Annotated in this window: 18 protein-coding genes; 11 read left to right on the top strand and 7 right to left on the bottom strand. The window is 72.7% G+C overall.

The annotated features are described in order from the left end of the window. Positions 1-184 precede the first annotated feature (184 nt). The gene (locus tag AB0O19_RS04475; RefSeq protein ID WP_363582182.1) at positions 185-418 is read left to right on the top strand and encodes a hypothetical protein; all 234 of its coding nucleotides are present in this window, start codon (positions 185-187) and stop codon (positions 416-418) included. 162 nt (positions 419-580) lie between these two features. Further along, on the top strand, positions 581-1126 hold the full coding sequence (locus AB0O19_RS04480; RefSeq protein ID WP_363617768.1) for a methylated-DNA--[protein]-cysteine S-methyltransferase: 546 nt from the start codon (positions 581-583) through the stop codon (positions 1124-1126). A gap of 83 nt (positions 1127-1209) precedes the next feature. Here the strand turns inward: AB0O19_RS04480 and AB0O19_RS04485 are convergent, their stop codons facing one another. Next, positions 1210-2298 (bottom strand): ATP-grasp domain-containing protein, encoded by a 1089-nt coding sequence (locus tag AB0O19_RS04485; protein WP_363617770.1) that lies wholly within the window; start codon positions 2296-2298, stop codon positions 1210-1212. Between the two features lie 378 nt (positions 2299-2676). On the opposite strand from AB0O19_RS04485, the gene AB0O19_RS04490 reads away from it, so the two are divergent. The 4 genes from AB0O19_RS04490 to AB0O19_RS04505 all read left to right on the top strand — a co-directional run bounded on the left by AB0O19_RS04490 (position 2677) and on the right by AB0O19_RS04505 (position 8495). Then, on the top strand, positions 2677-4098 hold the full coding sequence (locus tag AB0O19_RS04490; protein WP_363617772.1) for a family 2B encapsulin nanocompartment shell protein: 1422 nt from the start codon (positions 2677-2679) through the stop codon (positions 4096-4098). A 287-nt stretch (positions 4099-4385) separates the two neighbouring features. Beyond that, positions 4386-5435, top strand: a complete 1050-nt coding sequence (locus AB0O19_RS04495) for a family 2 encapsulin nanocompartment cargo protein polyprenyl transferase (RefSeq protein ID WP_363617774.1) — start codon at positions 4386-4388, stop codon at positions 5433-5435. A 292-nt stretch (positions 5436-5727) separates the two neighbouring features. Beyond that, complete coding sequence (locus AB0O19_RS04500; RefSeq protein ID WP_363617776.1) at positions 5728-7077, top strand: DUF1254 domain-containing protein; 1350 nt, start codon at positions 5728-5730, stop codon at positions 7075-7077. Positions 7078-7160: 83 nt separating this feature from the next. Then, complete coding sequence (locus AB0O19_RS04505) at positions 7161-8495, top strand: DUF1254 domain-containing protein (protein WP_363582171.1); 1335 nt, start codon at positions 7161-7163, stop codon at positions 8493-8495. A gap of 45 nt (positions 8496-8540) precedes the next feature. On the opposite strand, the gene AB0O19_RS04510 is transcribed toward AB0O19_RS04505, so the two are convergent. Beyond that, the gene (locus tag AB0O19_RS04510; protein ID WP_363617778.1) at positions 8541-10412 is read right to left on the bottom strand and encodes a hypothetical protein; all 1872 of its coding nucleotides are present in this window, start codon (positions 10410-10412) and stop codon (positions 8541-8543) included. Between the two features lie 150 nt (positions 10413-10562). On the opposite strand from AB0O19_RS04510, the gene radA reads away from it, so the two are divergent. Further along, positions 10563-12062, top strand: a complete 1500-nt coding sequence (gene radA, locus AB0O19_RS04515; protein ID WP_363617780.1) for a DNA repair protein RadA — start codon at positions 10563-10565, stop codon at positions 12060-12062. A gap of 201 nt (positions 12063-12263) precedes the next feature. Further along, positions 12264-13322, top strand: a complete 1059-nt coding sequence (gene disA, locus AB0O19_RS04520; protein ID WP_063351299.1) for a DNA integrity scanning diadenylate cyclase DisA — start codon at positions 12264-12266, stop codon at positions 13320-13322. A gap of 186 nt (positions 13323-13508) precedes the next feature. Here disA and AB0O19_RS04525 read toward each other — a convergent pair whose 3' ends face one another. Continuing rightward, positions 13509-14396 carry a hypothetical protein gene (locus AB0O19_RS04525; RefSeq protein WP_363617782.1) on the bottom strand — a complete coding sequence of 296 codons (888 nt, stop codon included), beginning with the start codon at positions 14394-14396 and terminating at the stop codon, positions 13509-13511. Positions 14397-14662: 266 nt separating this feature from the next. Between AB0O19_RS04525 and AB0O19_RS04530 the strand changes: the two genes are divergently transcribed. After that, positions 14663-15538, top strand: a complete 876-nt coding sequence (locus AB0O19_RS04530) for an A/G-specific adenine glycosylase (RefSeq protein ID WP_363618037.1) — start codon at positions 14663-14665, stop codon at positions 15536-15538. A 71-nt stretch (positions 15539-15609) separates the two neighbouring features. On the opposite strand, the gene AB0O19_RS04535 is transcribed toward AB0O19_RS04530, so the two are convergent. Further along, a complete protein-coding gene (locus AB0O19_RS04535) occupies positions 15610-17211 on the bottom strand; it encodes an MDR family MFS transporter (protein ID WP_363617784.1) in 1602 nt (533 codons plus the stop codon). A gap of 219 nt (positions 17212-17430) precedes the next feature. On the opposite strand from AB0O19_RS04535, the gene AB0O19_RS04540 reads away from it, so the two are divergent. Further along, on the top strand, positions 17431-18066 hold the full coding sequence (locus AB0O19_RS04540; protein ID WP_363589019.1) for a helix-turn-helix domain-containing protein: 636 nt from the start codon (positions 17431-17433) through the stop codon (positions 18064-18066). Between the two features lie 36 nt (positions 18067-18102). Here AB0O19_RS04540 and AB0O19_RS04545 read toward each other — a convergent pair whose 3' ends face one another. Further along, positions 18103-19035, bottom strand: a complete 933-nt coding sequence (locus AB0O19_RS04545) for a M23 family metallopeptidase (RefSeq protein ID WP_363617786.1) — start codon at positions 19033-19035, stop codon at positions 18103-18105. Positions 19036-19408: 373 nt separating this feature from the next. Here AB0O19_RS04545 and AB0O19_RS04550 point away from each other — a divergent pair, with 373 nt between their 5' ends. Beyond that, the gene (locus AB0O19_RS04550) at positions 19409-20602 is read left to right on the top strand and encodes a beta-eliminating lyase-related protein (protein ID WP_363617788.1); all 1194 of its coding nucleotides are present in this window, start codon (positions 19409-19411) and stop codon (positions 20600-20602) included. 99 nt (positions 20603-20701) lie between these two features. Here AB0O19_RS04550 and AB0O19_RS04555 read toward each other — a convergent pair whose 3' ends face one another. Together AB0O19_RS04555 and AB0O19_RS04560 are read right to left on the bottom strand one after the other, a co-directional pair. Further along, positions 20702-23059: an immune inhibitor A domain-containing protein gene (locus AB0O19_RS04555; RefSeq protein ID WP_363617790.1), complete on the bottom strand. Its 2358-nt coding sequence runs from the start codon at positions 23057-23059 to the stop codon at positions 20702-20704. 341 nt (positions 23060-23400) lie between these two features. After that, positions 23401-25920: an ATP-dependent Clp protease ATP-binding subunit gene (locus AB0O19_RS04560; protein WP_350878400.1), complete on the bottom strand. Its 2520-nt coding sequence runs from the start codon at positions 25918-25920 to the stop codon at positions 23401-23403. Positions 25921-26411 lie beyond the last annotated feature (491 nt).

A 26411-nucleotide genomic window follows, 5' to 3' on the forward strand; every position in this document is an offset into this window, starting at 1 on the left:
CCGCCGACCACCCGCCCCCGAACGGCTCCGGGGCGCACCCCCGGCCCCGGTGCGGCCCACCGCGCCCGGCCGGCTCCGGAGCGCGACCAGGTCCGGCCGCCGCACCCCCGCCGCCCGCGGCGGGCGCCGCGGCCGGGCCGGTCGTACCGTGGAGGGAGTGGGGGTGGACGGAGGAGGTTTGACCATGCCCGGTTCGCTCACCATCAGCCACCACGAGTCCGCGGCCACCCTGGACCGCACGGACGCCGATCGGCTCGCCACCGTACTGGCGGAGCTGGCGTACCTGCTGGAGATCCCGGGGCCGAACCGGATCAACGACGCGCAGCTCACCCTGCTGTGCGAGGGCCGGGCGCCGGACCGCGCCGAGCTGTCGCACTGGTCCCGGGCGCTCGCGGCCGAGCTGAAGGGGCGGCGCTGACGGCCCCGGTGCCCGCCGCAGCCGACGGTTCCGGTGCCCGCCGACGCCGGAGGCGCGCCGCCCCGCCCGCCGTACGATGGCGTGCGGGGCGGGCGGACGTCGTGCGCCCCGCGGGCGCCGGGGTGGCCGGCGGCCGGTCCGGCGGAGGGTGGGGGCCCGAGCGTGCCGCAGTCCTGGTCGATGTCCTGGCTGACCGTGGAGACGCCGCTGCCCAGCGGCCCGATGCACATCGCCGTGACGCCGCTGGGCGTGGCGGCGGCCGGGTACGGCGGGCGGGACGGCGAACTGCCGCCGTGCACCGACGCGTCGAAGACCGCCGCCGTCCGGGACCGGATCGGCGCCTATCTGGCGGGCCGCAGCCGTGAGTTGGGCCTGCCGATCGACTGGAGCCTGAGCTCCGGCCCGCACCGCACCGTGCTGCGCACGCTCTGGCGGGAGGTGCCGTACGGCCGGACCATCACCTACGGTGAACTGGCGGCCCTCAGCGGGGTGTTCGAGGACGTGGCCGAGCCCGGTCTGGCGGCGCGGACGGTCGGCCAGATGATGGCCGCCAATCCCGTCGCCCTGCTGGTGCCCTGCCACCGGGTGGTGGCGGCGGACGGGATCGGCGGCTTCGGCGGCGGCCGGGTGGGGATCGACGTGAAGCGCTGGCTGCTCACCCTGGAGGGCGTGCTGGAGCCGACGCTCGACTGGAACGGCCCGCTGTAGCACCGGGGTTGCCGCCGGTGCGGCCGCGTCGAGCCGCGTGTCGCGGGTGAGCCCCGCACGAGCCGCCCGCCGTCGCGTCCGGGCTACCGCTGCCGGACGAGGGAGACCGGGGCGGGCGCCCGGCGCTGTAGCACCGGCTGGATGCCGGAGACCAGCGTGTACTCGACGCCGTGCACGTCCGGATCCACCCCGGTGGGCTCCGGCCGTTCGCCGAGCGCCAGCCGGACGGCGTCCCAGGGCAGGTTGAGGCCGCACAGCCGCAGCTGGTGGAGCCCGGCGGCGGGCCGGGTGTTGACGTCGATCACCACCGGTCGCCCGGCCAGTTCGCGGAACTGGATGTTGGACAGGTACGCCATCCGGCTCGCCCCGACCAGGCGCCGGACCGGCTCCAGGTACCGCGGATCGGTGGTGAAGCCGCGGCGGCGGCCCGCCTTGGTGCGGCCGACCACGGTGAGCGGGTGGCCGTCCCGGTCGGCGAGGCAGTCCACCGAGACCTCCGGCCCGTCCAGGTAGGGCATCACCAGCAGGTCGACGGGCTCGTCCCCCGCGTCCTCCTCGCCCCCCGCGCCCGGTCGGGCGGACAGGGCGGCGGCCACCAGCTCGACCTGGACCCGGTGGTCCCAGCCGTGAAGCCGCCGCGGCCCGTACGGCTCCCGGGTGAGCACCCGGAAGCCCGCGCCGCCCGCGCCGGTGGTGGGTTTGAGGCAGGCGGTGTGCCCGGCGGCCTCGATCCGGTCGACGGCGTCGAGCAGTTCGTCGGCGGTGCGCACCCGCCACCAGGGCGGGGTGGGCAGTCCGGCGGCGGTGATCGCCCGGTAGCCGTCGGCCTTGCTGGTGTAGGTGGCGATGGCGGTGGCCGGCGGGCAGAGCAGGGTGGTGCCGATCGCCTCGAACTCCGGCCGGGCGAGGGCGATGGCGAGCTGGTGCAGCTGCGGGAGGAAGACGGTTATGGAATGCCGGGCGCAGTAGTCGAGCGCGTAGCCGACGTAGGCGTCGGCGGGCAGGTCGGCGGGTTCCAGGGTGCCGTGGTCGGCGGCGGCGAGCACCGGGGAGTCGGGGTCGGCGTGGGTCGCGTGCACCGCCACCGGGCGAGGGGCGGTGCGGAGTTGTTCGATGAAGAAGACGTTCTCGGCGTAGGTGCGGTTGAGCCAGACACGGACGGGGGCTGTCAAGACTGCCTCCCAGGGCATGGGGTGACGAAGGGTCAGGGCTCGTGGTCGGCCGTGCTCGTCAACTGGCCTGGCGGCCCTGTGAGGTGGCACCTTAGCGGCCGGCTCCCCGGGCCCGGACGGGAGGGGCGCCGTGTGTGCGGGCGTCAAGGGGTGGCGACGGAGGGGGTGCCGATGGGGGAAGATGGGAGGCGGTATTCCCGATAAGTTCGAATAATCTGTCGAACAGATATCGATCGAGTGATCCAGTCGTACTATTTGTTCGGTTATCCCGAACCACTCGAATGAGTGATTGCGGCATGCACCCGAATGGGCCCACCATGAAGCTGCAACATGAATGCGCAAGGCGACACTTCATCGGGCATGCGAAGGGCTCCCCCTATGTCGACCGAAACCAATGCCGGTGTTCCCGCGCCCAGCGCGCAACCGGAGATCCGGCAGCAGCAGAGTCTGAGCACGGCGGGTGCGCGGAACCTCGCCACGACCACCAAGTCCGCGCCGCAGATGCAGGGCATCAGCCCGCGCTGGCTGCTCAGGACGCTGCCCTGGGTGCAGGTGTCCGGCGGTACCTACCGGGTCAACCGCCGCCTGCGCTACTCGGTCGGCCGCGGTCGGGTGAGCTTCGTCAAGACCGGCTCCGAGGTGCGGATCGTCCCGCCGACGCTGGCCGAGGTGCCGGTGCTGCGCGGCTTCCAGGACGAGGCCGTCCTGACGGAGCTGGCCGGGCGCTTCGTCCAGCGGGAGTTCGCCGCCGGCGACGTACTGGTCTCCGCCGGTGCGACGATCAACGAGGTCTTCCTCATCGCGCACGGCAAGCTCGAACGGCTCGGCACCGGCAAGTACGGCGAGGAGACGGTGGTCGGCACCCTCGCCGACGGCGACCACCTCGGCGACGAGGCCCTCCAGCAGGAGGAGGGCACCTGGCCGTACACCGTCCGGGCCGCCACCTCCGGCACCGTGATGGCGCTCTCCTGGCCCGCCTTCCAGGAGCTCCACGACCGCTCCGAGGCCCTGCAACTGCAGGTCATCGAGTACCTGAACGGCTTCCAGCAGGCGCAGAACAAGCACGGCGAGGCCGCGATCGACCTCTCCGCCGGCCACCGGGGCGAGTACGAGCTGCCCGGGGCCTTCGTGGACTACGAGCTCAAGCCCCGCGAGTACGAGCTGAGCGTCGCGCAGACCATCCTCAAGGTGCACTCCCGCGTCGCGGACCTCTACAACCAGCCGATGAACCAGACCGAGCACCAGCTCCGGCTGACCATCGAGGCGCTGCGCGAGCGCCAGGAGCACGAGCTCGTCAACAACCCCGAGTTCGGCCTGCTGGAGAACGCCGCGTACGACCAGCGGATCCAGACCCACTCCGGCCCGCCCACCCCGGACGACATGGACGAGCTGCTCAGCCGCCGACGCGGCACCAAGATGTTCCTCGCCCACCCCAAGGCCATCGCCGCCTTCGGCCGCGAGTGCAACAAGCGCGGCCTCGTCCCCGGCACGGTCGAGGTCGAGGGCAAGCACGTCACGGCCTGGCGCGGGGTGCCGGTCTTCCCGTGCAACAAGATCCCGATCGTCGGCGGGCACACCAGCTCGATCATGGCGCTGCGCGTCGGCGAGGACAACCAGGGCGTCGTCGGCCTGCACCAGACCGGAATTCCGGACGAGTACCAGCCGAGCCTTTCGGTGCGGTTCATGGGAATCGACGACAAGGCCATCATTTCCTACCTGGTCAGCGCCTATTACTCCGCCGCGATTCTCGTCCCGGACGCGGTCGGCGTCCTGGAGAACGTGGACGTCGCGCAGCGCTAGGCGCTGTCCGGGGCGCGGCTCCGTCATTCCGGCCGGGCGCGCGATATCCGGGCACGCGCCCAGGCCCGGGGCCGGGCACCGACCGACCGGAGCCGGTCGGAATTCCACGCCGCCCGGCCGGGGCACCCACACCCCGGCCGGGCGGTGCGCCGCGGCACGTCCGGAAAGCGGGCCGGCCGCCGACTGGCCCGGCCGCCGACTGGCCCGGCCGCCGACCGGGTCGGCCGACCCACGACCGGCACCTCACACCAGGCCGCCTCACCGCAGGCCGACAGGGGGAGAAACCCATGACGAGCTCCACACTGGAGCGGGACCACAAAGAGGGGAACGAGGCGGCGGACGTCCTCGCCCGGGCCCGCAACCTGGTCGACCCGGTCCTGCGGGCCGCCGTCGACTCACTGCCCGGCGCGATGCGCAAGGTCGCCGGCTACCACTTCGGCTGGTGGGAGGCGGACGGCTCGCCCGTCGAGGCCCCCTCCGGCAAGGCGATCCGGCCCGCCATGGTCCTCGCCGCCGCCCAGGCGCTCGGCGGCACGGCCGCCGAGGCCACCGCCGCGGCCGCCGCCGTCGAGCTGGTGCACAACTTCACGCTGCTCCACGACGACGTCATCGACCGGGACGAGACGCGCCGCCACCGGCCCACCGCCTGGCGGGTGTTCGGCACCACCGAGGCCATCCTGGCCGGGGACGCCATGCACTCGCTGGCACTGCGCCTGCTCGCCGAGGACGCCCACCCGGCCGCCCGCAGTTCGGTCCGCCGGCTCACCGACTGCGTGGTCGAGCTGTGCGAGGGCCAGCAGATCGACTGCGCCTTCGAGCAGCGCAGCGACGTCTCGCTCGCCGAGTGCCTGGCGATGGCGGAGGCCAAGACCGGCGCCCTGCTCGGCGCCGCCTGCGCGATGGGCGCCCTGTACGGCAGCGGGTCGGAGGAGGCCGCGCAGGCGATGGACGGCTTCGGCCGGGAGATCGGCCTGGCGTTCCAGCTGATCGACGACCTGATCGGCATCTGGGGCGATCCGGCGGTGACCGGCAAACCGGTGGGCGCGGACCTGGTCGCCCGGAAGAAGTCGCTGCCGGTGGTCGCGGCGCTGGGCTCCGGGACCCCCGAGGGGGCCCGGCTCGCCGGGCTGTACGCCCTCGAACGCCAGCTCAGCGCTGAGGAGTTGGCACAGTGCGCGGCGTCCGTCGAAGGCGCCGGCGGCCGCGGCTGGGCGCAGGGCGAGTCCTGCGAGCGGATGGCGGCGGCGATGGCGCAGCTGGCCACGGCCGTCCCGGAGCCGTCGGCGGCCGACGAACTGCTGGTGCTGGCCGAACTGGTCACCCGCCGCAGCCACTGACCGGTCTCGTCCGACCGGTCTCGTCCGACGGGGCTGGTCCGACCGGGCTGGTCCGACCGGACTCGGCTGACCGGACTCGTCGGGAGCGGGAAGTCGGCCGGCCCGACTTCCCGCTCCGGGCCCGGAGCCGCAGCGCCGGTGGCCGGTGGCTGTCGGGCGCCCGGGAAGCGTCGGGCCACCCGACATGCTGACCCGCCCCGCCCCGCATAGCATCCCCTATGTACTCGTATGTCCAGAATTCCGGTGCGCGCCTGCGCCGCCGGCCTTCCGTGTACTGGGGAGAGCGACGAGCATGGCCAACCCGGCACTCGTGGACCCGGCCACGATCCGCGCGACCGCTGCCGAGGCCTGGATCCGTGGCTACCCGATCCTGCGGAACTACCGCACCCTGTACGCACAGGCACTGGACGACGCGGACCCGGGGTACGTCGGCGGCTTCGGCGTCTTCCGCCACCGCTCGCAGCCGTTCACCCCGGCCGACACCGACGTCGCCTCCCCCGACAACGACACACTGCACTCCTGGGCCTGGCTCGACCTGCGCGCCGAGCCGTGGGTGGTGTCCGTCCCGGCCACGGACCGCTACTACGTCCTCCCGCTGCACGAACTCGACACCGTGTACGCCGGGTTCGTCGGTGCCCGGAGCACCGGCCAGGAGGCCGGCGACTACCTGGTGGCCGGCCCCGACTGGCAGGGCGAGCCCCCGCCCGGCGTCCGGGGCGTGCTCCGCACCGCCACCCGCCTGGTCGGCATCCTCGGCCGAACCCACCTCACCGGCGACACCCCCGCGGACGTCGCCGACCTGAAGGCCGTCCAGCAGCAGTACCGGCTGCGCCCGCTGCACGAGTACGCCGGCACCCCGGCGCCCGCCCCCGCGTCGGAGCCGGTCTGGCCGGTCTGGCGCGAGGAGGTGCTGGACACCGTCGAGTTCCTCGGCTTCCTCGACTTCCTGCTCGGCTTCTTCCCGCTCCGCGGGCCCGTCGAGCTGCCGCCCGCCGAGGTCGACCTGCGCGGCCGCCTCACCGACCTCGGCGTCGACGGGCGCGGCGAGTTCGAGCCCGCCACGCTGCCGATCGAGGTCCGGGCCGAGATCGAGCGCGGCATCGCGGACGGCCGCGCACGGCTGGAGCGCGCCGCCGCCGAATCCGAACCCACCAGCCCGGCCGCGCTCTTCGGCACCCGTGAGCGGATCGGCGGGGACTTCCTCCGACAGGCCCTCGGCGCCAGGCTCGGCTGCTACGGGCTGCCCACCGAGGAGACCTGGTGCGGCGGTTGGGCGGCGGACAGCGCGGGCAACCGGCCGCCGAACGCCAGCGACCGCGACTACGTCGTCCGCTTCGGCCCGGACGACCTGCCGCCGGCCCGGTACTTCTGGTCCGCCACCATGTACGCGCTCCCGGACCGCCTGCTGGTCGACAACACCCTGGACCGCTACGCGATCGGCGACCGCACCCCCGGCCTGGTCCGCGACCCGGACGGCGGACTCACCCTCCACCTCCGGCACAAGCGGCCCGCCGACGCCCAGCACTCCGCCAACTGGCTGCCCGCCCCGGACGGCCCGTTCACGGTCGTCGTCCGGCTCCACGGCCCGGACCGGTCCGTCCTCGACGGCCGTTGGCACCTCCCGCCGCTCGACCCGAGCTGACCCGCAGTGCAGAAAAGCGCAGAAATCCGCACCGCAGAAATCCGCACCGCAGAGACCGCGCCGACCGGACGAAGGACACCCCGATGAACCACCCCGAGCTGGAGGCCCTGGCCGCCGACGCCTACGTCTACGGCTACCCGCTCGTCGCCGACCTCACCATGGTCGAGCGCTTCTCCAGGGGCGGCCTGGGCACCCTGCCGGCGGCGTCGTTCAACCACTTCAGCCACGCCACCCGGCTGGCCGGGCCCAAGGACCACTTCGTCTCGGTCAACAACGACACCCTCTACTCGATCGCCCAGCTCGACCTCTCCGAAGGCCCGCAGGTGCTGCGCGTCCCGGACACCGCGGGCGCCTACTACGTGCTGCAGGTCGTCGGCGCGTGGACGGACAACGTCGCCTACGTCGGCAGCCGCGCCACCGGCACCGGCGAGCAGACCTGGCTGATCGTCCCTCCCGGCTGGCACGGCACCCCGTCCGACCCGGCCCGGGTGATCGAGGCGCCGACCAGGGTGGCGACCGTCGTCGGCCGTTTCGCCTGCACCGGGCCGGACGACCTCCCCCGGGTCAAGGCCCTCCAGAAGGCCCTCACCCTGGAGCCGCTGGAGCCCGGCGGGCTGGTCGCCGGGCTGCCCGAGCCCGATCCGGAGGTGCCCGAGCGGCTGGCCTTCTTCGAGCGGCTTCGGGTCTGGATGCAGGCCTTCCCGCCGGCCGGTCCGGACGTCGAGTACCAGCAGCGCTTCGCCCCGCTCGGCCTGCTCGACGAGGGCACCTCGCCGTACCGAGCGGCCGCCGCGGACTGGACCCTCGCGCTGGCCAAGGGCCTGGCCGCCGGCCGCGAACGGGTCGAGGACGCCACCCGCCCGCCCGAGGACCACCCGCCCGGCGAGTGGCGCTCGGCGCTCCACCTGTTCGACTACAACATCGACCACCTGGGCCCCGGCACCCTCGACGACCCCGAGTGGCGCATCCCCGACCGCCGCGCCGGCTACCTCAGCCGGGCCGCCGCTGCCCGGGCCGGCCTCTGGGGCAACCACGCCTACGAGGCCTCGTTCGCGATGACCTACGACGACTCCGGCGGCCGCCCGCTCAGCGGCGCGCACCGCTACACACTGCGGTTCGACCAGCCCCCGCCCGCCGAGGCGTTCTGGTCCGTCACGATGTACGCGCTGCCGGACTACTACCTGGTGGACAACCCGATCGAGCGCTACGCGATCGGCGACCGCACCCCGGGCCTGGTGTACGGCGCGGACGGCTCGCTCACCCTGACGCTCCAGCACGAGCAGCCCGAGGACGAGGTGGAGGCGGCCAACTGGCTGCCCGCCCCGGTCGGCGAGTTCCGGCCGATCATCCGGCTCTACCAGCCGAAACCGGCCGTGCTGGACGGCAGTTACCGGGTGCCGCCGATCGACCGGAGCTGACCGCCGTCGCCGCCGGGCGCGGACGTCGAGGGGGACACCGGCCGCTCAGCGCGGAGCCGGGGTCGCGGTGCCCGTCGCGGTGCCCGTCGGGGTGCCCGAGGGCGGTGGCGAGGACGGGTGCGCGGACGCCGACGCCGACGCCGACGGCGAAGGCGACGCCGAGGACGACGCCGACGACGAGGGAGCGCCGGCCGACGGCGACCCCGACGGGGACGGAGCCGCCGTGGCCGTCACCGACGGCTGCGGGGAACTGCTCGGCGGCGGGTCCGCCGTGGCCGACGCCGACGCCCCCGGGGCGGCGGGGGAGGAGGCCGAGCCGCCCCGGTTGTGCGGTCCGCCCTCCAGGGTGACGACCGCCTGCGAGGGTGGCAGCGCGATCCGGGCGGTCCAGTGCGCCGCGGGCGCGAGGTCCTCGTCCACGGTGACGGTCACGGTGATCCGCTGGCCCGGTGCGAGGGTGCCGGAGTCGCGGCTGAGCCGTAGCCAGGCGGCGTCCGTCACGGCGTGCCAGTGGATCTCGGTGGTGCCGGAGTCGGTGAGGGTGAGGATGGTCCGGCTGCCGTACTCGGCGGCCTCGACGGTGAGGAGTCCGGCCGGGGCCGGTTCGGCTCCGCCCGGGCCGCCCCCGGTCGCGGGTCCCCGCCCGACGGCGGGGGCGGGGGCGGCGACCAGGGCCGGACTGCCGATCGGGGGCGCCCCGCGGGCCGGTACCGGGACCGCCGGGCCCTGGAGGGTCAGCCGTGGAAAGGCGAGGGGCAACGTTTCTGCACCGATCACCCCGGCACCCACCGCCCCCGCACCCGCCAGCTCCATCCCCGGCACCCCCGGCAGCCCCGTGCCCGCCGGTGCGCCCGCCGTCGGCCACGGCTTCGACGGCTGCTGCCCGCCCGTCCGCCCGGCCTCCTCGACCCGCACCGTGGACACCGCGGCCGCCGTCCCCGACCCGCTGCTCCGGTGCCCCGCCCACAGGGCGACCACCGGCGCCGCCAGGACGGCCGCGAGCACCCCGGTGGTCACGACCCGCCGACGCACCGCCAGCGCCCGGCCCGCGTCCGGCGCCCGGTGCCGGGGGAAGCCGCCCTGGTCGAACCGCAGCCCCGACTCGGCCGCAGGCACCGCCCCCGCCCGCCGCACCGCACCGACCGCCGACGGCAGGTGGCCGATCACCGACGGCAGGTAGGCCGCTCCGGCGCCCGGGGGTGCCGGAGCGGGAGCGGGAGCCGCCAGCAGCGGCAGTCCGGACATCCCCGCCGCGCCCTCCGTCGCCGCACCGGCCACCCGCCCCGCCGTCCCCCGGCAGGTCGGGCAGTCCACCACGTGCTGCACCAGCTCCCGGCGCAGCGCCGGGCCGAGCACCCAGTCCCGCCAGGACTCCGCCCCGGCCCCGCCGAGCCGGTCCAGCTCCGGGCAGCTGCCCACCCCGAGCACCAGCAACGCCGCCCTGGTCCTGGCCACCTCCGCCTCGGCGGCGGCGAGCAGCGCGCGGGTCCGCTCGAACGGCAGGCCCAATACCGCCGCCACCTCGTGCGGGGTCAGCCGGTGCCGGACGGACAGCTCCAGCGCCTCGCGCTGCTCCGGGTCGGTGCCGGCCGCCTCCGGCCAGGCGAGCGAGGCCAGCTCGCGCCGCCGCCGGGCCGCCTCGGCCTCGGTCGGCTCCGCCGTGGCGTCCCGTCCGGCGCCGCCCGCGAGCCGCCGCAGGCAGCAGTACCGGGCCAGCGAGAACAGCCAGGCCCGGACCAGCCCGGGCTCGGTCAGCCGGGCGCCGTGCCGCCGTGCCAGCTCGCGGGCCTCGCGCAGGGCGCCGGTGGCCGCGTCGTGCTCGCACAGCACCGAGAGGCAGTAGGTGAACAGGCCGTCCACCTGCCGGTCGTACGCCGCCAGCACGGCGGCCGGCGGCCCTTCAGTACGCGTTGTCACCCGTCCGACGGTAGAGACGGTGGGCGGCGCACCCCGGCCGTTCGCCGTGTATGTACTTCTTTCGGGTAACAACATCGCCCATCTGTGTGGGTTTGGGCCCGGCTCCGGTGGAGCAAGGCGTTGTCGGACCCAGGCGCTACGGTGGGCCGCATGGCTGCCCGTACCAAGACCACCGCCAAGCCGCGCCCGGCGTACCGCTGCACCGAGTGCGGCAACCAGCTGCCCAAGTGGGTCGGCCGCTGCCCGGAGTGCAACGCCTGGGGCACGGTCGAGGAGTACGGCGCGGTGCCGATCCGGACGACGGCCGCGGGCCCGGTCAGCTCGCCGGCCCGTCCGATCGGCCAGGTGGACGGCCAGGTCGCGACGGCCCGCTCGACGGGCGTGCCGGAGCTGGACAGGGTGCTCGGTGGCGGGCTGGTCCCCGGCGCGGTCGTCCTGCTGGCCGGCGAGCCCGGCGTCGGCAAGTCCACCCTGCTGCTGGACGTGGCGGCCAAGGCCGCCACCGACCGGCACCGCACGCTCTACGTCACCGGCGAGGAGTCGGCCGGTCAGGTCCGGCTGCGCGCCGACCGGATCAACGCGCTCTCCGAGCACCTCTACCTCGCCGCCGAGTCCGACCTCGGCGCGGTGCTCGGGCACATCGACGCGGTCAACCCCGGTCTGCTGATCCTGGACTCGGTGCAGACCATCGCCTCCGCCGAGCTGGACGGCGCCCCCGGCGGTCCGGCCCAGGTCCGCGAGGTGGCGGGCGCGCTGATCCGGGTGTCCAAGGAGCGCGGCATGGCGACGCTGCTGGTCGGCCACGTCACCAAGGACGGCCAGATCGCGGGCCCGCGCCTGCTGGAGCACCTGGTGGACGTGGTGCTCAGCTTCGAGGGGGACCGGCACGCCCGGCTGCGGCTCATCCGCGGGATCAAGAACCGCTACGGCGCCACCGACGAGGTGGGCTGCTTCGAGCTGCACGACGAGGGCATCGTCGGCCTGGCCGATCCGTCCGGCCTCTTCCTGACCAGGCGTGACAAGCCCGTCCCGGGCACCTGCCTCACCGTCACCCTGGAGGGCAAGCGCCCGCTGGTGGCGGAGGTGCAGGCGCTGATGGTGGATTCGCAGATCCCGTCCCCGCGGCGCACCACCTCGGGCCTGGAGTCGCCCCGGATCGCGATGATCCTGGCCGTGGTGGAGCGGCACGGCGGGGTGAAGCTCGGCAAGCAGGACATCTACACCGCGACGGTGGGCGGGGTGAAGCTGAGCGAGCCGTCCGCCGACCTCGCGATCGCGCTCGCGGTGGCCAGCTCCTCCTCGGACACCCCGCTGCCCAGCAACCTGGTGGCGATCGGCGAGGTCGGCCTGGCGGGCGAGGTACGGCGGGTGACGGGGGTGCAGCGGCGGCTGGCCGAGGCGCACCGGCTGGGCTTCACGCACGCCCTCGTCCCACCGGATCCGGGCAAGGTGCCGCCGGGCATGAAGGTGGTTGAGGTGGCCGACATCGGCGAGGCGCTGCGGGCCATCCCGGGCCGCCGCCGGGCCGCCGCCAAGCCGCGTGCTGAGGCACCGTCGGCGCCGCCGGCCCCGCGCGCGGCCCGGGTCGTCGCGCACCCGGAGGAGCTGATGGAGGGCTGGGAGCCGCTCGACTCCGACGAACTGCGCTGACCCAAGCCCTGTCGATGCCGCACGCAGTTAGACTTTCCCCAGTCTCATTGGCCAGAAGGCAGTACCGAGCGGTACTGAGCGACAGAGCAACAGACCGCGGACCGGCGCACGGCGCGAGGCGCGCGGCACGGGGTCGACCGGAGGAGTCACGTGGCAGCCAGCGACCGGGGGGCGGACAAGGCCTCCCGTGAGGAGGCCCTGCTGCGGGCCTCCCTCAGTGCCATCGCACCCGGCACGGGGCTGCGCGACGGCCTGGAGCGGGTGCTCCGGGCCAACACCGGCGGCCTGATCGTGCTCGGTTTCGACAAGACGGTCGAGTCGATCTGCACCGGCGGCTTCGTCCTGGACGTCGAGTTCACCGCGACCCGGCTGCGCGAGTTGTGCAAGCTGGACGGCGCGGTGGTGCTGGACAAGGACATCACCAAGATCGTCCGGGCCGGCGTGCACCTGATGCCGGACTCCACCATCCCCACCGACGAGACCGGCACCCGCCACCGCACCGCGGAGCGGGTCAACCGGCAGACCGGCTTCCCGGTGGTGGCGGTCTCGCACTCGATGCGGCTGATCGCGATGTACGTCAACGGCACCCGCCGGGTGCTGGAGGACTCCACCACCGTCCTGTCCCGCGCCAACCAGGCGCTGGCCACCCTGGAGCGCTACAAGCTGCGGCTGGACGAGGTGGCCGGCACGCTGTCCGCGCTGGAGATCGAGGACCTGGTGACGGTCCGGGACGTCACCGCCGTCGCCCAGCGGCTGGAGATGGTCCGGCTGATCGCCACCGAGATCGCCGGCTACGTGCTGGAGCTCGGCATCGACGGCCGGCTGCTCTCGCTCCAGCTGGACGAGCTGATCGCGGGCGTGGAGCCGGAGCGCGAACTGGTCGCCCGGGACTACTTCCCGGAGCGGGCCGCCAAGAAGGGCCGGACGGTCAACGAGGTGCTGGCCGACCTGGAGGCGCTCACCCACGCCGAGCTGCTGGACCTTCAGACGGTCGCCAAGGCGCTCGGCTACTCGGGCTCCCCGGAGTCGCTGGACTCGGCGGTCTCGCCGCGCGGCTACCGGCTGCTGGCGAAGATCCCGCGCCTGCCCAACACGGTGATAGAGCGCCTGGTCGAGCACTTCGGCGGCCTGCAGAAGCTGCTCGCCGCCAGCATCGACGACCTGCAGACGGTCGAGGGCGTCGGCGAGACCCGGGCCCGCTCGGTCCGCGAGGGCCTGTCCCGGCTCGCCGAGTCGTCCATCCTGGAGCGCTACGTCTGACCCGGCGCCACGTCCGGCCTGACGCACCGCCGTGCACGGCCCCCGGGGAACGCCCCGGGGGCCGTCGCGCACCCCGCCGAGCCATCCCCGGCCGGCGCACCCCGGCCGGCGCACCCGGGCTGGCCCGTGAGACGCCGAAGCCCCCGGCCGCGTCGGCCGGGGGCTTCGAGTCGAGTCGAGGGGGGCTCAGCTGTCCAGGCGGATCGAGGAGCGCGCCGAGACCTGGCCGCCGGAGAGCCCGGTGAGGTCGGCGACCACCAGGTAGGTGCCCGCCGCGGGGGGCGCCGGGTCGGCGGTGGCGCACTGCGGCTTGCTGCGGCTGCGGTCCCAGGTGAAGGTCTCGGTCAGGCCGTTGTTGGCCGGGATCTGCACCCAGCTGCTGCCGCGGTCGGACGGGCAGTCGCCGGAGGACCAGACCCGGTCGCCGTTGCTGGCGGTCACGGTGATCGCGGAGGCCGTCCGGCCCAGGTCCACCCGGCAGTTGGCGCCGGAGGCGTTCTTCACGGTGAGCGAGAGCCGCGGCTTGTCCTTGGGCTGGTACGAGTTCTGCGCGCTGGCCAGCTCCAGGGTGACCTGCGAGGAGACGCAGACCGGAAGCGCCATCACCTCGGGCGTGTTCACCACCGGGGCGCCGCCCGAGCCGCCCGAGCCGCCCGAGCCGCCGGAACCGCCGGCCGCGGCGCCGCCCGCCGCCGCACCGCCACCCGTGCCCCCGCCGGTGGCAGGAGCCGGGTTGGCGCCGCCGCCGGTGCCGCCGGTGCTGAGGCTGACCTCGCCGCCGCCGGAGCCGGCCACCGGGCCGCCGCTCGCGTTGCCGCCGCTGCCGCCGCCGGGGCGCGCCGCGGGGCCGCTCGGGGACGCGCCGGGCGTGATGGACTGGGCGGGGGTCTGGCTCTGGGACGGAACGGCCTGCGCGGCCTTGCTCGATGAGCCGCCGTCACCGCCCCCGTCCTGATCGATCATCAGCCAGGCGATCAGGGCGGCGACCGCCACGACGGCGACGAGCACGACGACGCGCCGACGCCAGTAGATCGAGGCCGGCAGCGGTCCCACGGGTTGACGCAGAGAGGGCACGCCCAAACTCTACGAGACTGTGTGTGCCGCTTGACGCACCAACACCGCACAGTCGCCCCTTCCTTCACATGATCCGCCATTTGCGCCGTTCGAGGGAGCTTCGAAGCGGTGGTTCTCCGGGAGATCCGCAGGGATATCCGGAGTTCTTTTCTCCGCTTCGGTCGCGCCCGTCGACATGGGAGGATCGAAGGGCCATGGCTGCCATCACCGTCACCCCCGCCCCCGTCCCCCCGGCAGGCGCCGCGCCGGACGCCGTCCGGCTTTCGATGCCCCTGCCGCTGCTGCACGCGACCGTCCTCGACTGGTACGAGGCCGACAAGCGCGACCTCCCCTGGCGGACGCCCGAGGCGACGCCCTGGGCGATCATGGTGAGCGAGTTCATGCTCCAGCAGACTCCGGTGAAGCGGGTGCTGCCCGCCTGGGAGGCGTGGCTGACCCGCTGGCCCACCCCGGCCGACCTCGCGGCCGAGGCGCCCGGCGAGGCGGTCCGGATGTGGGGCCGGCTCGGCTACCCGCGCCGCGCGCTGCGGCTGCACGCGGCCGCGGTGGCGATCACCGAGGAGCACGGCGGCGAGGTGCCGGACGACCACGCCACCCTGCTCTCGCTGCCCGGGGTGGGGGAGTACACGGCCGCCGCGGTCGCCTCCTTCGCCTTCCGCCAGCGGCACGTGGTGCTGGACACCAACGTCCGCCGGGTGTTCGCCCGCGCGGTGTCCGGCGTCGAGTACCCGGCCCAGACCACCACGGCCGCCGAGCGCCGGACGGCGACGGCGCTGCTGCCCGACGACGCCGAGACCGCGGCCACCTGGGCGGTCGGCGTGATGGAGCTGGGCGCGCTGGTCTGCACCGCGCGCGGCCCGGAGTGCGGGGGCTGCCCGCTGTTCGCCCACTGCGCCTGGCAGCGGGCCGGCCGCCCGCCGTACGAGGGCCCGGCCCGGCGCGGCCAGACCTACGAGGGGACGGACCGGCAGGTGCGCGGCAAGCTGCTCGCGGTGCTGCGGGAGTCGCACGGCTCGGTGCCGCAGGCCCGGCTGGACGCGGTCTGGCCGGACGCGGTGCAGCGGGCCCGGGCGCTGGACGGCCTGGTCGCGGACGGCCTGGTGGAGCCCGTCGAGCAGGGCGTCTACCGGCTTCCCCAGTAGCCGGCCACGAACGCGGGACGGCGCCCCCGGAGGAGTCCTCCGGGGGCGCCGTCGTGTCGGCGGGAGGGCGGTCAGACGGCCGCCGCCTCCAGCGAGGCCTCGGCGGACTTGTCCGCCTTGCCCGTGCCGGTGCCGCGCAGCGGCACCTCGCGCATGAACACCGCGGCGGCGATCGCGACCACGGCCAACCCGGCGCCCCACAGGAAGACGGTGTGAGTGCCGTTGGACACCGCGTGGTGGAAGGCGTCCTGGACGTGCTCCGGCAGCTTGCGCAGTTCGGCCGGGCTCATCTCGCCCGGGTCCTTGGCCCCGCCGCCGGCCGAGGCCTGCTCGCCCAGCCGCGCGGTCATGGTGTCCTTCACCCGGTTGTTGAACAGCGCGCCGAACAGCGCGACACCGAAGGAGCCGCCGATGGTGCGGAACAGGGTGGCGGTGGAGCTGGCCACGCCCATGTCCTTGAGCTCGACGCTGTTCTGGGCGACCAGCATGGTGATCTGCATCAGGAAGCCCATGCCGGCGCCGAGCACGACCATCCAGCAGGCCGAGGTGAAGCTGCTGGTCCCGACGCCCATGGTGGAGAGCAGGATCATGCCACCGGTCATCACGATGGTGCCGATGATCGGGTAGATCCGGTACTTCCCGGTCCTGGTGACGGCCTGGCCGACCACCAGCGAGACCACCAGCATGCCGAACATCAACGGCATCAGCAGCAGACCGGAGTTGGTCGCCGAGGCACCCTGGACGATCTGCTGGTAGAACGGCAGGAAGAAGGTCGAGCCGAACATCACGAAGCCGACGATGAAGCCGATGATCGAGACCAGGGTGAAGTTCAGGTTCTTGAACAGGGCCAGCGGCAGCATCGGCTCCTCGACGCGCTGCTCCACGTAGCAGAAGCCGATCAGCGAGGCGACGGAGAGCGCGATCAGGCCGAGGATCTCATTGGAGCCCCAGGCGTACTGCTGGCCGCCCCAGGTGGTCATCAGCACCAGCGAGGTGATGCCGGTGGTGAGCAATATCGCGCCCAGGTAGTCGATCCGGGCCGTGTTGCGGACCTTCGGCAGCTTCAGGGTGACGATGACCACGGCGAGCGCGACCACGCCGAGCGGCAGGTTGATGTAGAAGGTCCAGTGCCAGCTCAGGTGGTCGGTGATGAAGCCGCCGACCAGCGGGCCACCGACGGTGGCGAGGGCCATCACCGCGGCGAACATGCCCTGGTACTTGCCGCGGTCGCGCGGCGGGACGAGCGCGCCCATGATCGACATGACGCCGACCATCAGACCGCCGGCGCCCAGGCCCTGCACGGCGCGGAAGCCGATCAGCTCGGTCATGTTCTGCGACAGACCGGACAGAGCCGAGCCCACCAGGAAGATCACGATCGAGGTGAGGAAGCTGCCCTTGCGGCCGTACATGTCGCCGAGCTTGCCCCAGATCGGGGTGGAGGCGGCGGTGGTCAGGGTGTAGGCGGTGACCACCCAGGACCGGTGCTCGGCGCCGCCGAGGTCGCCGACGATGGTCGGCATCGCGGTGCCGACGATCAGGTTGTCGAGCATGGCCAGCAGCATGGTGACGACCAGGCCGACCATGACGAGGCGGATCTCGCGGGGTGACCGCGGCTGCTCCTCCTCGGCTGACTTCTCCTCCGGTACCGGGCCGGTGGTCTTGGACTGTGACATGAGGTGGTGTCTCCCGGAGGGGTGTTTCGGACGGGCGGAGGCCGCGCAGTGATTCACTTACTTGACGCCCGGCTAGTTTGTGGACCGTCGGCACGGTAAGTTGTTTACTAGCCGGTCGTCAAGCCAGTTTCCCGCCCGGCTGCCTGGGCAGGGAGAATGGGCCCGGGGCGGACGCCACCGGGGTCCGCAGCAGTCACCGACGCACTCATGAGGCAGGCCATGGGCACTCCGCACAGCCCCCGCAGCGACACGCGGTCCCGCATCATCGAGGTGTCCCTGGAGCTCTTCTCCGAGCAGGGCTACGAGCAGACCTCGCTGCGCGAGATCGCCGACCGCCTCGGTGTCACCAAGGCCGCGCTCTACTACCACTTCAAGACCAAGGACGACATCGTCCTGGGCATCGTGGAGCGGATGGCCGCGCCGATCGACGAGACCATCGCGTGGGGCCGGCAGCAGTCCTGGAGCCCGGAGATGCGCGACGAGCTGATCCGCCGCTTCGCCGACGGGATGGCCGAGCGGGCCCCGCTGCTGCGCTTCTTCCACGAGAACCAGCCCGCGCTGCGCGAGTCCGCGGCCGGGCTGGCGTTCAAGGACCGCATGATCACGATGATCCAGCTGGTGCACGGGCCGGACGCCGACTTCCGGGAGCGGCTGCGCGCCACGATGTCGCTGTTCACCGTCCACTCGGCGATGTTCCTGCTCAAGCAGGACGCCGCGGACTGCGACCACGGCGACAACGTGTGGGGCGAGTCCTCGCCGCCGGCGGCCACCCTGGAGGAGGCGATCGGGGCGGCCCGGGAGGTCGCGCTGGAGATCGGCGGCCGGATCGGCCACCCGGCCCCCGCCCACTCCTGAGCGGACGGGCGGGCGGACCGGTGGCTGGGGCCGGGCTCAGAACGCGGTGACGCCGTGCCCCGCGAGGTACGCGATCGGGTTCACCACCGCGCCGTAGCGGTTGCTGGTGCGGATCTCGAAGTGCAGGTGGGGCCCGGTCGAGTTGCCGGTGCTCCCGGACCGCCCGATCTGCTCGCCCGCCGACACCCGCTCCCCCGGCGAGACCCCGAGCGAGGACAGGTGCGCGTACTGCGCGTAGTGCCCGTCCTCCAGCCGCAGCACGACCTCCTTGCCGTACGAGCCGTCCCAGCCGGCCGACACCACGGTCGCGTTCCCGACCGCCAGCAGCGGCGTGCCCGGGTCGACCGCGAAGTCCACCCCGGTGTGGTACCCGGCGGCGTACTCGGAGTTGGCCACCCCGTACGGGTTGCTGGTCGGCGCGTCCGGCACCGGGGCCGACCACTCCGGAGCCGGAGCCGGGGCCGGAGCGGGCTCCGCTGCGGGCGCGGCCTCGGGCTCCGGCGCGGCGGCCTCGGCCGGCGCGTCGGCGACGGGCGGCTCCACCGGCAGCAGGTTGGCGGCCACCGCCACGAACTCCTGCGCCGAGTCGCCGTCGTTCGGCAGCCGGTACGGGCTCGGCCCGGCCACCTGGACCAGCCCCGGGCTGGGCACGGCGGCCTGCGGCGCGGTGAAGGCCGAGCTGCCGGGCGTGGTGGGCCGGACGGTCTGCGCCGAGGCGCTGCCGGGCGCGGCCACCAGCAGTGCGCCGGCGAGCAGCACCGCGGCCGCCCCGGCGGCGACCACCGCGCGCTCCCGTTCGGCCTGCGGGTGCCCGCCGGGCAGCGGGTGCCGGGGCGCGGCGAGCGCGAGCAGCGGCGCGGCATGGGTGCGGGCGGCATGGCCGAGCCGGGGCTGCCAGGCCGCCGCCTGGGCCGCCGTTCGGGCGGCGAGCCGGCGCAGGACCGGCCCCACGGGCGGGACAGAGGACATCGGTAGCCGTACCTCACGGTGGACGAGGGCAGCACGAAGTGCCCGTTCGGGCGCGTGCTGAGCGGGGGACCACTCAGGTGTAACGGTCACCGAGCGGAGTCCCAAACGGCGTGACGTACTACGGCGTGTAGTCAGCGTTGCGCCGGAGATTCAAGCTGACGGAGTAATGATCATGAGATCCGATCGTCTACCACCGGCCTGCGGTGCGTCGCCCGCGTCCGCGGCCGGACTACTACCGCCGGTCGTACCTCGCCCGACGGGAGCCCGGCCGGTGTGACCAGCGCCATGCCCGTCCGGGGTTTGGGTCGGCCGCGCACCCCTTTCCGCCGTCCGCCCCGCTGACCTGGCGGGCCCGCTGGGGGACCATCGACGCATGTATGGCAACAGGAGCGAAGACCTCGACGGCAATGACCGCCCGAGCCTGCCGGGCCGCCGCTTCGCCGCCCTGCGCGGCTGCGAGCGGATCCTGTCCGGCGACCGGCCGCAGAGCATGCGCGAACGCCTCGCCGCCCTCGCGGGGGAGGGCGGCGGCCACGACCTGGACAACCGCCCGGACCAGTACGGCGACGGCGTGGTCCGCACCCTCGAACGCACGGTCGCCGACCTGCTCGGCACCGAGGACGCGGCCTTCTTCCCCACCGGCACCATGGCCCAGCAGGTCGCCCTGCGGATCCACGCCGAGGCGGCCGGGCTGCGCACCGTCGCGACCCACCCGCTGGCCCACACCGACCAGCACGAGCGGCACGCGCTCGGCGTGCTGACCGGCCTGCGCAGCGTCTGGCCGACCATGGCCCCGCGCCAGCCCACCGTCGAGGAACTGCGCTCCTTCGACGAGCCGTACGCCGCGCTCAGCCTGGAGCTGCCGCTGCGCGAGGCCGGCTTCGTGCTGCCCGACTGGGCGGAGCTGGCGGCGCTGGCCGGGGTCGTCCGGGAGGAGTGCGGCGCGGCCCTGCACCTGGACGGTGCCCGGATCTGGGAGTCGGTGTTCCACCTCGGGCACCCGCTGCCGGAGGTCGTCGCGCTGGCCGACTCGGTCTACGTGTCCTTCTACAAGACGCTCGGCGGCATCAGCGGCGCCGCGCTGGCCGGTTCGCGGGGCTTCGTCCGCACCGCCAGGGCCTGGCGGCACCGGTACGGCGGCCAGCTCTACCAGCAGTGGCCGGCGGCTCTCGCCGCGCTGGCCGGGCTGGACGCCCGGCTCCCGCTGCTGGAGCGGTACGTGACGCACGCCAAGGTGGTCGCCGAGGCGCTGGACGCCGCCTTCGCGGCGGTCCCCGGCGCCCGGGTGCACCCGGCCCCGCCGCACACCCACCAGTTCCAGCTCTGGCTGCCGTACGCGGCCGGGGAGTTGGACGAGGCCGGGCTGGGGCTGGCCGAGGAGACCGGGGTCGCCCTGTTCGGCGGTTGGCGCGAGCGGGACCTGCCGGGCCTGGCGATGACCGAGGTCACGGTGTCGGCGTCCGCGCTCGACTGGACGGCGGCGGACGTCGCCGAGGCGGCCGCCGCCTTCCTGGACCGGCTGCCGGCCCGGGGCGCCGGGGCCGGCGGGAGCCGCGGCGGGGCCTGACCGGAAAGCGTCCGGCCCGCCCCCGCGCGATGCGGGGACGGGCCGGACGTGGTGGGTCAGAACCGCCTGGTCACAGGCTGATCGCTACTGCTCGACCGATCAGTTGTCGACCGGGCGGACCCGGATCCAGGTCTCCAGGTAGTTCGAGGACTCGTTCTCGACCTCGATGCTGGTACCGGTCTTCGGGACGTCCACGCCGCTGTACGGGTTGTCCTTGGACCACCACGACTTCAGGTCCGAGAACTCGTCGACACCCTTGGCCTTCGGGACGATCGTCTCGACGCCGTTCTTGTGCAGGGTCAGCTGGCTGGTCTTGCGCGAGCCGAAGGTCGAGTCGTAACCCTGCATGCGCGGACGCAGCAGCGCGCCGTCGCTCCACTTGAGCGGGGTCGGGTGCGAGTCGATCGGCAGGATCAGACCGTGGCCCGGGTGGGCGCTGACGTTGTTGTTGGGCTGCGACTCGTCCCAGAACCAGATCAGCAGACCGGGCTGGTACGGGTAGTACTCGACCCACTTCGGCCGGCTGTTGCCCCAGCCGAAGTTGTACGGGCCGGTCTTCAGGGTCTGGTCGAAGGAGACGTACTGGCGGTTCTCCGCGATGTAGTACTGCCCGTAGTCCTTGGTGTAGCTGCCGGCGAAGCGGGTGAAGCCCTTGGCCACCCAGCCGTTGTCACCGTTCTCGACGTCGTCGCTGAAGATCGTCGAACCGTCGGCGGTCACCGAGATGTCGTCGACGGCGAAGCCGCGGTAGTGCAGGCCACCGTCGGTGGTGTTGTGGAAGCGGACCTTGACGGCCTTGCCGGCGTAGGCGTCCAGCGAGAAGGACACGTCGCCCCAGGCGGCGGTGAGGCCGGTCAGGGCCGCGCGGCCGCCGGCGTCCTTCGTGATCGGCTTGCCGTTCCAGGTGCCGTCCAGGGCGGTCCAGTTGGTGCCGCCGTCGGTGGAGACCTCGGCGAAGGCGTAGTCGAAGTTCGCCTCCAGCTCGTACCAGGCCTTGGCGTTCAGGCTGGCCTTGGTCTTGCCGGTCAGGTCGATGTCACGGGTGAGCGTGACGTTCAGGTTGTCGTCGCTGCCGCTCCACCACTCGCTCTTGCCCGAAGCGGGCTTGTTGATGTCGGTGGGGATGGTCTTCTTCGGCAGCTCGACGACCAGGGCCTGCGGGAGGTTGCTGTTGTACTCGACCGGGCCGATGTGGTGGGTCGACTCGGTGCCGGCCTTGGCCTTGTCGAACTTCAGCCAGCCGAGCTTGAGCTTGCTCCAGGCGTCGAGGTCGTTCGGCATGTCGCCGATGGCGCCCTTGCCCTCGCCGAGCCAGGAACCGGAGGACATCAGCGACCAGAAGCCGACCGAGTTGTCGATGCCGGTGCCGGCGGTGTCGTAGAGGTCCGGCAGACCGAGGTCGTGGCCGTACTCGTGGGCGAAGACGCCGAGGCCGCCGTTCTCCGGCTGCATCGTGTAGTCGCCGATCCAGAAGCCGGAGTCGCCGACCTGGACGCCGCCGAGCTTGTTGTCGGCCGGGCCCGCCTGGCCGTTCAGGTTGCCGTAGGCGTACGCGCGGTGGGCCCACAGGGCCTTGCTGCCCTGCTTGCCGCCGCCGGCCGACTTGTCCTCACCGGCGTGCACGATCTGGAAGTGGTCGATGTACCCGTCGGGCTGGTTGAAGTTCCCGTCGTTGTGGGAGCCGTAGCGGTCCCACTGGTCGTACGACGCCAGGGTGGCCTTGAGCTGCTCCTTGGTCTGCCCCTTGGCCAACTGGTCCTTGTACCAGATGTCCACGGCGTCGCGGATCAGGTCCTGGGCGCTGTCGCAGACGTTGGAGCCGCAGTAGTCCGAGCCGTACCGGGCCTCGTTCCACGGCACCCGCACCCAGTCCGAGACCACGCCGTCGACTGAGTAGCGGCCCGAGGACTGCTTCTCGTAGAAGGTCTTCAGCGAGGGCTTGTCCTTGGAGAAGTACAGCTCCTGGAAGTGCTGCTGGTTGTAGTCGGCCTGCCAGGCGGTCGAGTTGTCGTTGGCGCGGTCCGGCTTCTCGATCTCGTTGTGCTTCGGGCCGGGCTCACCGCCGTACATGACCTTGCCGTCCGCGGTCTTGGTGGTGTTGTCCACCTGGTCGCCGAAGTCGACCAGGATGGTGAAGATCTTGTCCGTGCGCTCGCGACCGAGCTCCACGTACTTGTCCTTGCCCAGCTTGATGCTGCTGCTGCCGTTGTGCTGCTCGACCTGGGCGGTGCCCGCGATCAGCTGCTCGGTGGCGGCCTTCTGCTCGGCCTCGACCTTCTCGGTCAGCGGGCCCGGCAGGTTGTGCTCGATGTTGGCGGACTGGACGGCGTCGGCCGGGTCCCTGGGTGCGGGAGCCGAGCCTGCGGCGACGGCGGTGGCCGGGAACAGGCCCGCGCCGAGCGTGACTATGACCGCTGCGGCCGTGGCAGCCGCAGCGGATCTCCTGATGTTCTTCAACGTTCTGACGTCCTCCCCGACCGGGGCCAGCTCTTGGCCAAAGCCCGGCAAACCAAAATGAAAGACAGGTGGACGTCATTTGATACAAGCGTGGACAGAAAAGATAGCCCTTGACCATGACATGGCCACGGCGCTATCCTGCGCAACTTCCGATCAGCTGACCATATGTCAACCGTATGTCCGTTAAAGCTTACTGAGAAATCGGACGCACCCGCACCAGCCCGCCGCGAGGCCATCCGCCCTCGTCCACGGGCGCCCCCGGTCCGGCCGGCCGGAACGCGCCGAGCCCCCGGCGCGGACGCCGGGGGCTCGGTAGCTGTGAAGTTGTCTGTTAAATGTTGCTACTTCGTCAGGTCCGGGCCGGACGAGGCGACCGCGGCCGGGGTGTCCGCGACGGCCGACTTCTCCTCACCGCGGAAGGTGAACTTGGCCTCCTTGCCCTCACCCTCGACACCGACGACCACGATGTGGCCGGCCCGCAGCTCGCCGAAGAGGATCTTCTCGGAGAGGTGGTCCTCGATCTCGCGCTGGATGGTGCGGCGCAGCGGCCGGGCGCCCAGGATCGGGTCGTAGCCGCGCTTGGCCAGCAGCTTCTTGGCCTCGACGCTGAGCTCCAGGCCCATGTCCTTGTCCTTGAGGCGGCCGTCCACCTTCTCGATCATCAGGTCGACGATCTGGATGATGTCTTCCTCGGACAGCTGGTGGAACACCACGATGTCGTCGACGCGGTTCAGGAACTCGGGGCGGAAGTGCTGCTTGAGCTCCTCGCCGACCTTCGCCTTCATCCGCTCGTACCCGGTCGTGGAGTCACCCGTGGCCGCGAAGCCCAGGTTGAAGCCCTTGGAGATGTCCCGGGTGCCGAGGTTGGTCGTCATGATGATGACGGTGTTCTTGAAGTCGACCACGCGGCCCTGGGAGTCGGTCAGGCGACCATCCTCCAGGATCTGCAGCAGCGAGTTGAAGATGTCCGGGTGGGCCTTCTCGACCTCGTCGAAGAGGACGACGGAGAACGGCTTGCGGCGGACCTTCTCGGTCAGCTGGCCGCCCTCCTCGTAGCCCACGTACCCGGGGGGCGAACCGAAGAGCCGGGAGACGGTGTGCTTCTCGGAGAACTCGGACATGTCGAGCGCGATCAGCGCGTCCTCGTCGCCGAAGAGGAACTCGGCGAGCGTCTTGGACAGCTCGGTCTTACCGACGCCGGACGGGCCGGCGAAGATGAACGAGCCGCCGGGGCGCTTCGGGTCCTTGAGGCCCGCACGGGTGCGCCGGATGGCCTGGGAGAGCGCCTTGATGGCGTCCTTCTGGCCGATGACGCGCTTGTGCAGCTCGTCCTCCATGCGCAGCAGCCGCGAGGTCTCCTCCTCGGTCAGCTTGAAGACCGGGATGCCGGTGGCGGTGGCCAGGACCTCGGCGATGAGCTCCTCGTTGACCTCCGCGACGACGTCCATGTCGCCGGCCTTCCACTCCTTCTCGCGCTTGGCCTTGGCCTGGAGGAGCTGCTTCTCGTCGTCGCGCAGGGACGCGGCCTTCTCGAAGTCCTGCGCGTCGATCGCGCTCTCCTTCTCGCGGCGCACGTCGGCGATCTTCTCGTCGAACTCGCGCAGGTCCGGCGGCGCGGTCATCCGGCGGATGCGCATTCGGGAGCCGGCCTCGTCGATCAGGTCGATCGCCTTGTCCGGCAGGAAGCGGTCCGAGATGTAGCGGTCGGCCAGGGTGGCGGCGGCGACCAGCGCGGAGTCCGTGATGGAGACCCGGTGGTGGGCCTCGTAGCGGTCGCGCAGACCCTTGAGGATCTCGATGGTGTGCGGCAGCGACGGCTCGGCGACCTGGATCGGCTGGAAGCGGCGCTCCAGCGCGGCGTCCTTCTCCAGGTGCTTGCGGTACTCGTCCAGGGTGGTGGCACCGATGGTCTGCAGCTCGCCGCGGGCCAGCATCGGCTTGAGGATGCTGGCGGCGTCGATGGCGCCCTCGGCGGCGCCCGCGCCGACCAGGGTGTGCAGCTCGTCGATGAACAGGATGATGTCGCCGCGGGTGCGGATCTCCTTGAGCACCTTCTTCAGGCGCTCCTCGAAGTCACCGCGGTAGCGCGAGCCGGCCACCAGGGCGCCCAGGTCCAGCGTGTAGAGCTGCTTGTCCTTGAGCGTCTCCGGGACCTCGCCCTTGACGATCGCCTGCGCCAGGCCCTCGACCACGGCGGTCTTGCCCACGCCGGGCTCGCCGATCAGGACCGGGTTGTTCTTGGTGCGGCGGGACAGCACCTGCATGACCCGCTCGATCTCCTTCTCGCGCCCGATGACCGGGTCGAGCTTGGCCTCGCGGGCGGCCTGGGTGAGGTTGCGGCCGAACTGGTCCAGGACCAGCGAGGTCGACGGGGTGCCCTCGGCGGGCCCGCCGGCCGTGGCCGACTCCTTGCCGCCGCCGGTCTGGTAGCCGGAGAGCAGCTGGATGACCTGCTGGCGCACCCGGTTGAGGTCGGCGCCCAGCTTGACCAGGACCTGGGCGGCGACGCCCTCGCCCTCGCGGATCAGACCGAGCAGGATGTGCTCGGTGCCGATGTAGTTGTGGCCGAGCTGCAGTGCCTCCCGGAGCGACAGCTCCAGGACCTTCTTCGCCCGCGGGGTGAAGGGAATGTGGCCGGACGGGGCCTGCTGCCCCTGGCCGATGATCTCCTCGACCTGCTGGCGCACGGCCTCAAGGGAAATCCCGAGGCTCTCCAGGGCCTTGGCGGCGACGCCCTCGCCCTCGTGGATCAGACCCAGGAGGATGTGCTCGGTGCCGATGTAGTTGTGGTTGAGCATCCGGGCTTCTTCCTGAGCCAGGACGACAACCCGCCGCGCGCGGTCGGTGAACCTCTCGAACATCGTTTATCGCTCCTCAGAGCGGTCGGGCAGTTCGGGGTCGGTCCCCGCCCTGTCCTTCCGCATGCTAGTCCCGCTCAGCGGCGCGGCCCACGGATTCACTCCCCGGTACGGGAGCGAGATGCTGCGCGACCAGCCGACACCAATCCCAACCTGATGCTGGGAAACGGTGTTCCCACAGGTGGCCCGGATGCACCGGATACCGCTACGCCATCGGCGAACAAGAGCCGCCGGGGCGGAGCCGGGCCGTCTCCGGCCGGTCACGCATACTGCCCCTGGACGGGTCGAAGAACCCGTCCACCTGCATTCATACCCGGTATCGGGGCGCTTCTCGCGCAGTTTCCGCGGTGGCGGTGTTCGCCTGGCGAGAAGTCGCGTCGCGGCGACGGCGGTTCGGCACGGCCGGTGCGGCAGGTACGCCGCCCGGTGGTGCCGGCGTTACCGCTTCGCCCTTACAGCGTTGCACAGCTCGTGATTGTTCCGCCGCCCGAGCC

The organism is Kitasatospora sp. NPDC091276 (assembly GCF_040684355.1).
Classification (GTDB): Bacteria; Actinomycetota; Actinomycetes; order Streptomycetales; family Streptomycetaceae; genus Kitasatospora.

What these genes read in the sequence shown, in the direction of transcription:
- AB0O19_RS04535 (WP_363617784.1), bottom strand. Translation starts at nt 17,211, where the DNA reads ATGTCACAGTCCAAGACCACCGGCCCGGTACCGGAGGAGAAGTCAGCC.
- AB0O19_RS04545 (WP_363617786.1), bottom strand. Translation starts at nt 19,035, where the DNA reads ATGTCCTCTGTCCCGCCCGTGGGGCCGGTCCTGCGCCGGCTCGCCGCC.
- AB0O19_RS04530 (WP_363618037.1), top strand. Translation starts at nt 14,663, where the DNA reads ATGCCCCTGCCGCTGCTGCACGCGACCGTCCTCGACTGGTACGAGGCC.
- AB0O19_RS04505 (WP_363582171.1), top strand. Translation starts at nt 7,161, where the DNA reads ATGAACCACCCCGAGCTGGAGGCCCTGGCCGCCGACGCCTACGTCTAC.
- AB0O19_RS04490 (WP_363617772.1), top strand. Translation starts at nt 2,677, where the DNA reads ATGTCGACCGAAACCAATGCCGGTGTTCCCGCGCCCAGCGCGCAACCG.
- AB0O19_RS04560 (WP_350878400.1), bottom strand. Translation starts at nt 25,920, where the DNA reads ATGTTCGAGAGGTTCACCGACCGCGCGCGGCGGGTTGTCGTCCTGGCT.
- AB0O19_RS04495 (WP_363617774.1), top strand. Translation starts at nt 4,386, where the DNA reads ATGACGAGCTCCACACTGGAGCGGGACCACAAAGAGGGGAACGAGGCG.
- AB0O19_RS04475 (WP_363582182.1), top strand. Translation starts at nt 185, where the DNA reads ATGCCCGGTTCGCTCACCATCAGCCACCACGAGTCCGCGGCCACCCTG.
- AB0O19_RS04550 (WP_363617788.1), top strand. Translation starts at nt 19,409, where the DNA reads ATGTATGGCAACAGGAGCGAAGACCTCGACGGCAATGACCGCCCGAGC.
- AB0O19_RS04500 (WP_363617776.1), top strand. Translation starts at nt 5,728, where the DNA reads ATGGCCAACCCGGCACTCGTGGACCCGGCCACGATCCGCGCGACCGCT.
- AB0O19_RS04540 (WP_363589019.1), top strand. Translation starts at nt 17,431, where the DNA reads ATGGGCACTCCGCACAGCCCCCGCAGCGACACGCGGTCCCGCATCATC.
- radA (WP_363617780.1), top strand. Translation starts at nt 10,563, where the DNA reads ATGGCTGCCCGTACCAAGACCACCGCCAAGCCGCGCCCGGCGTACCGC.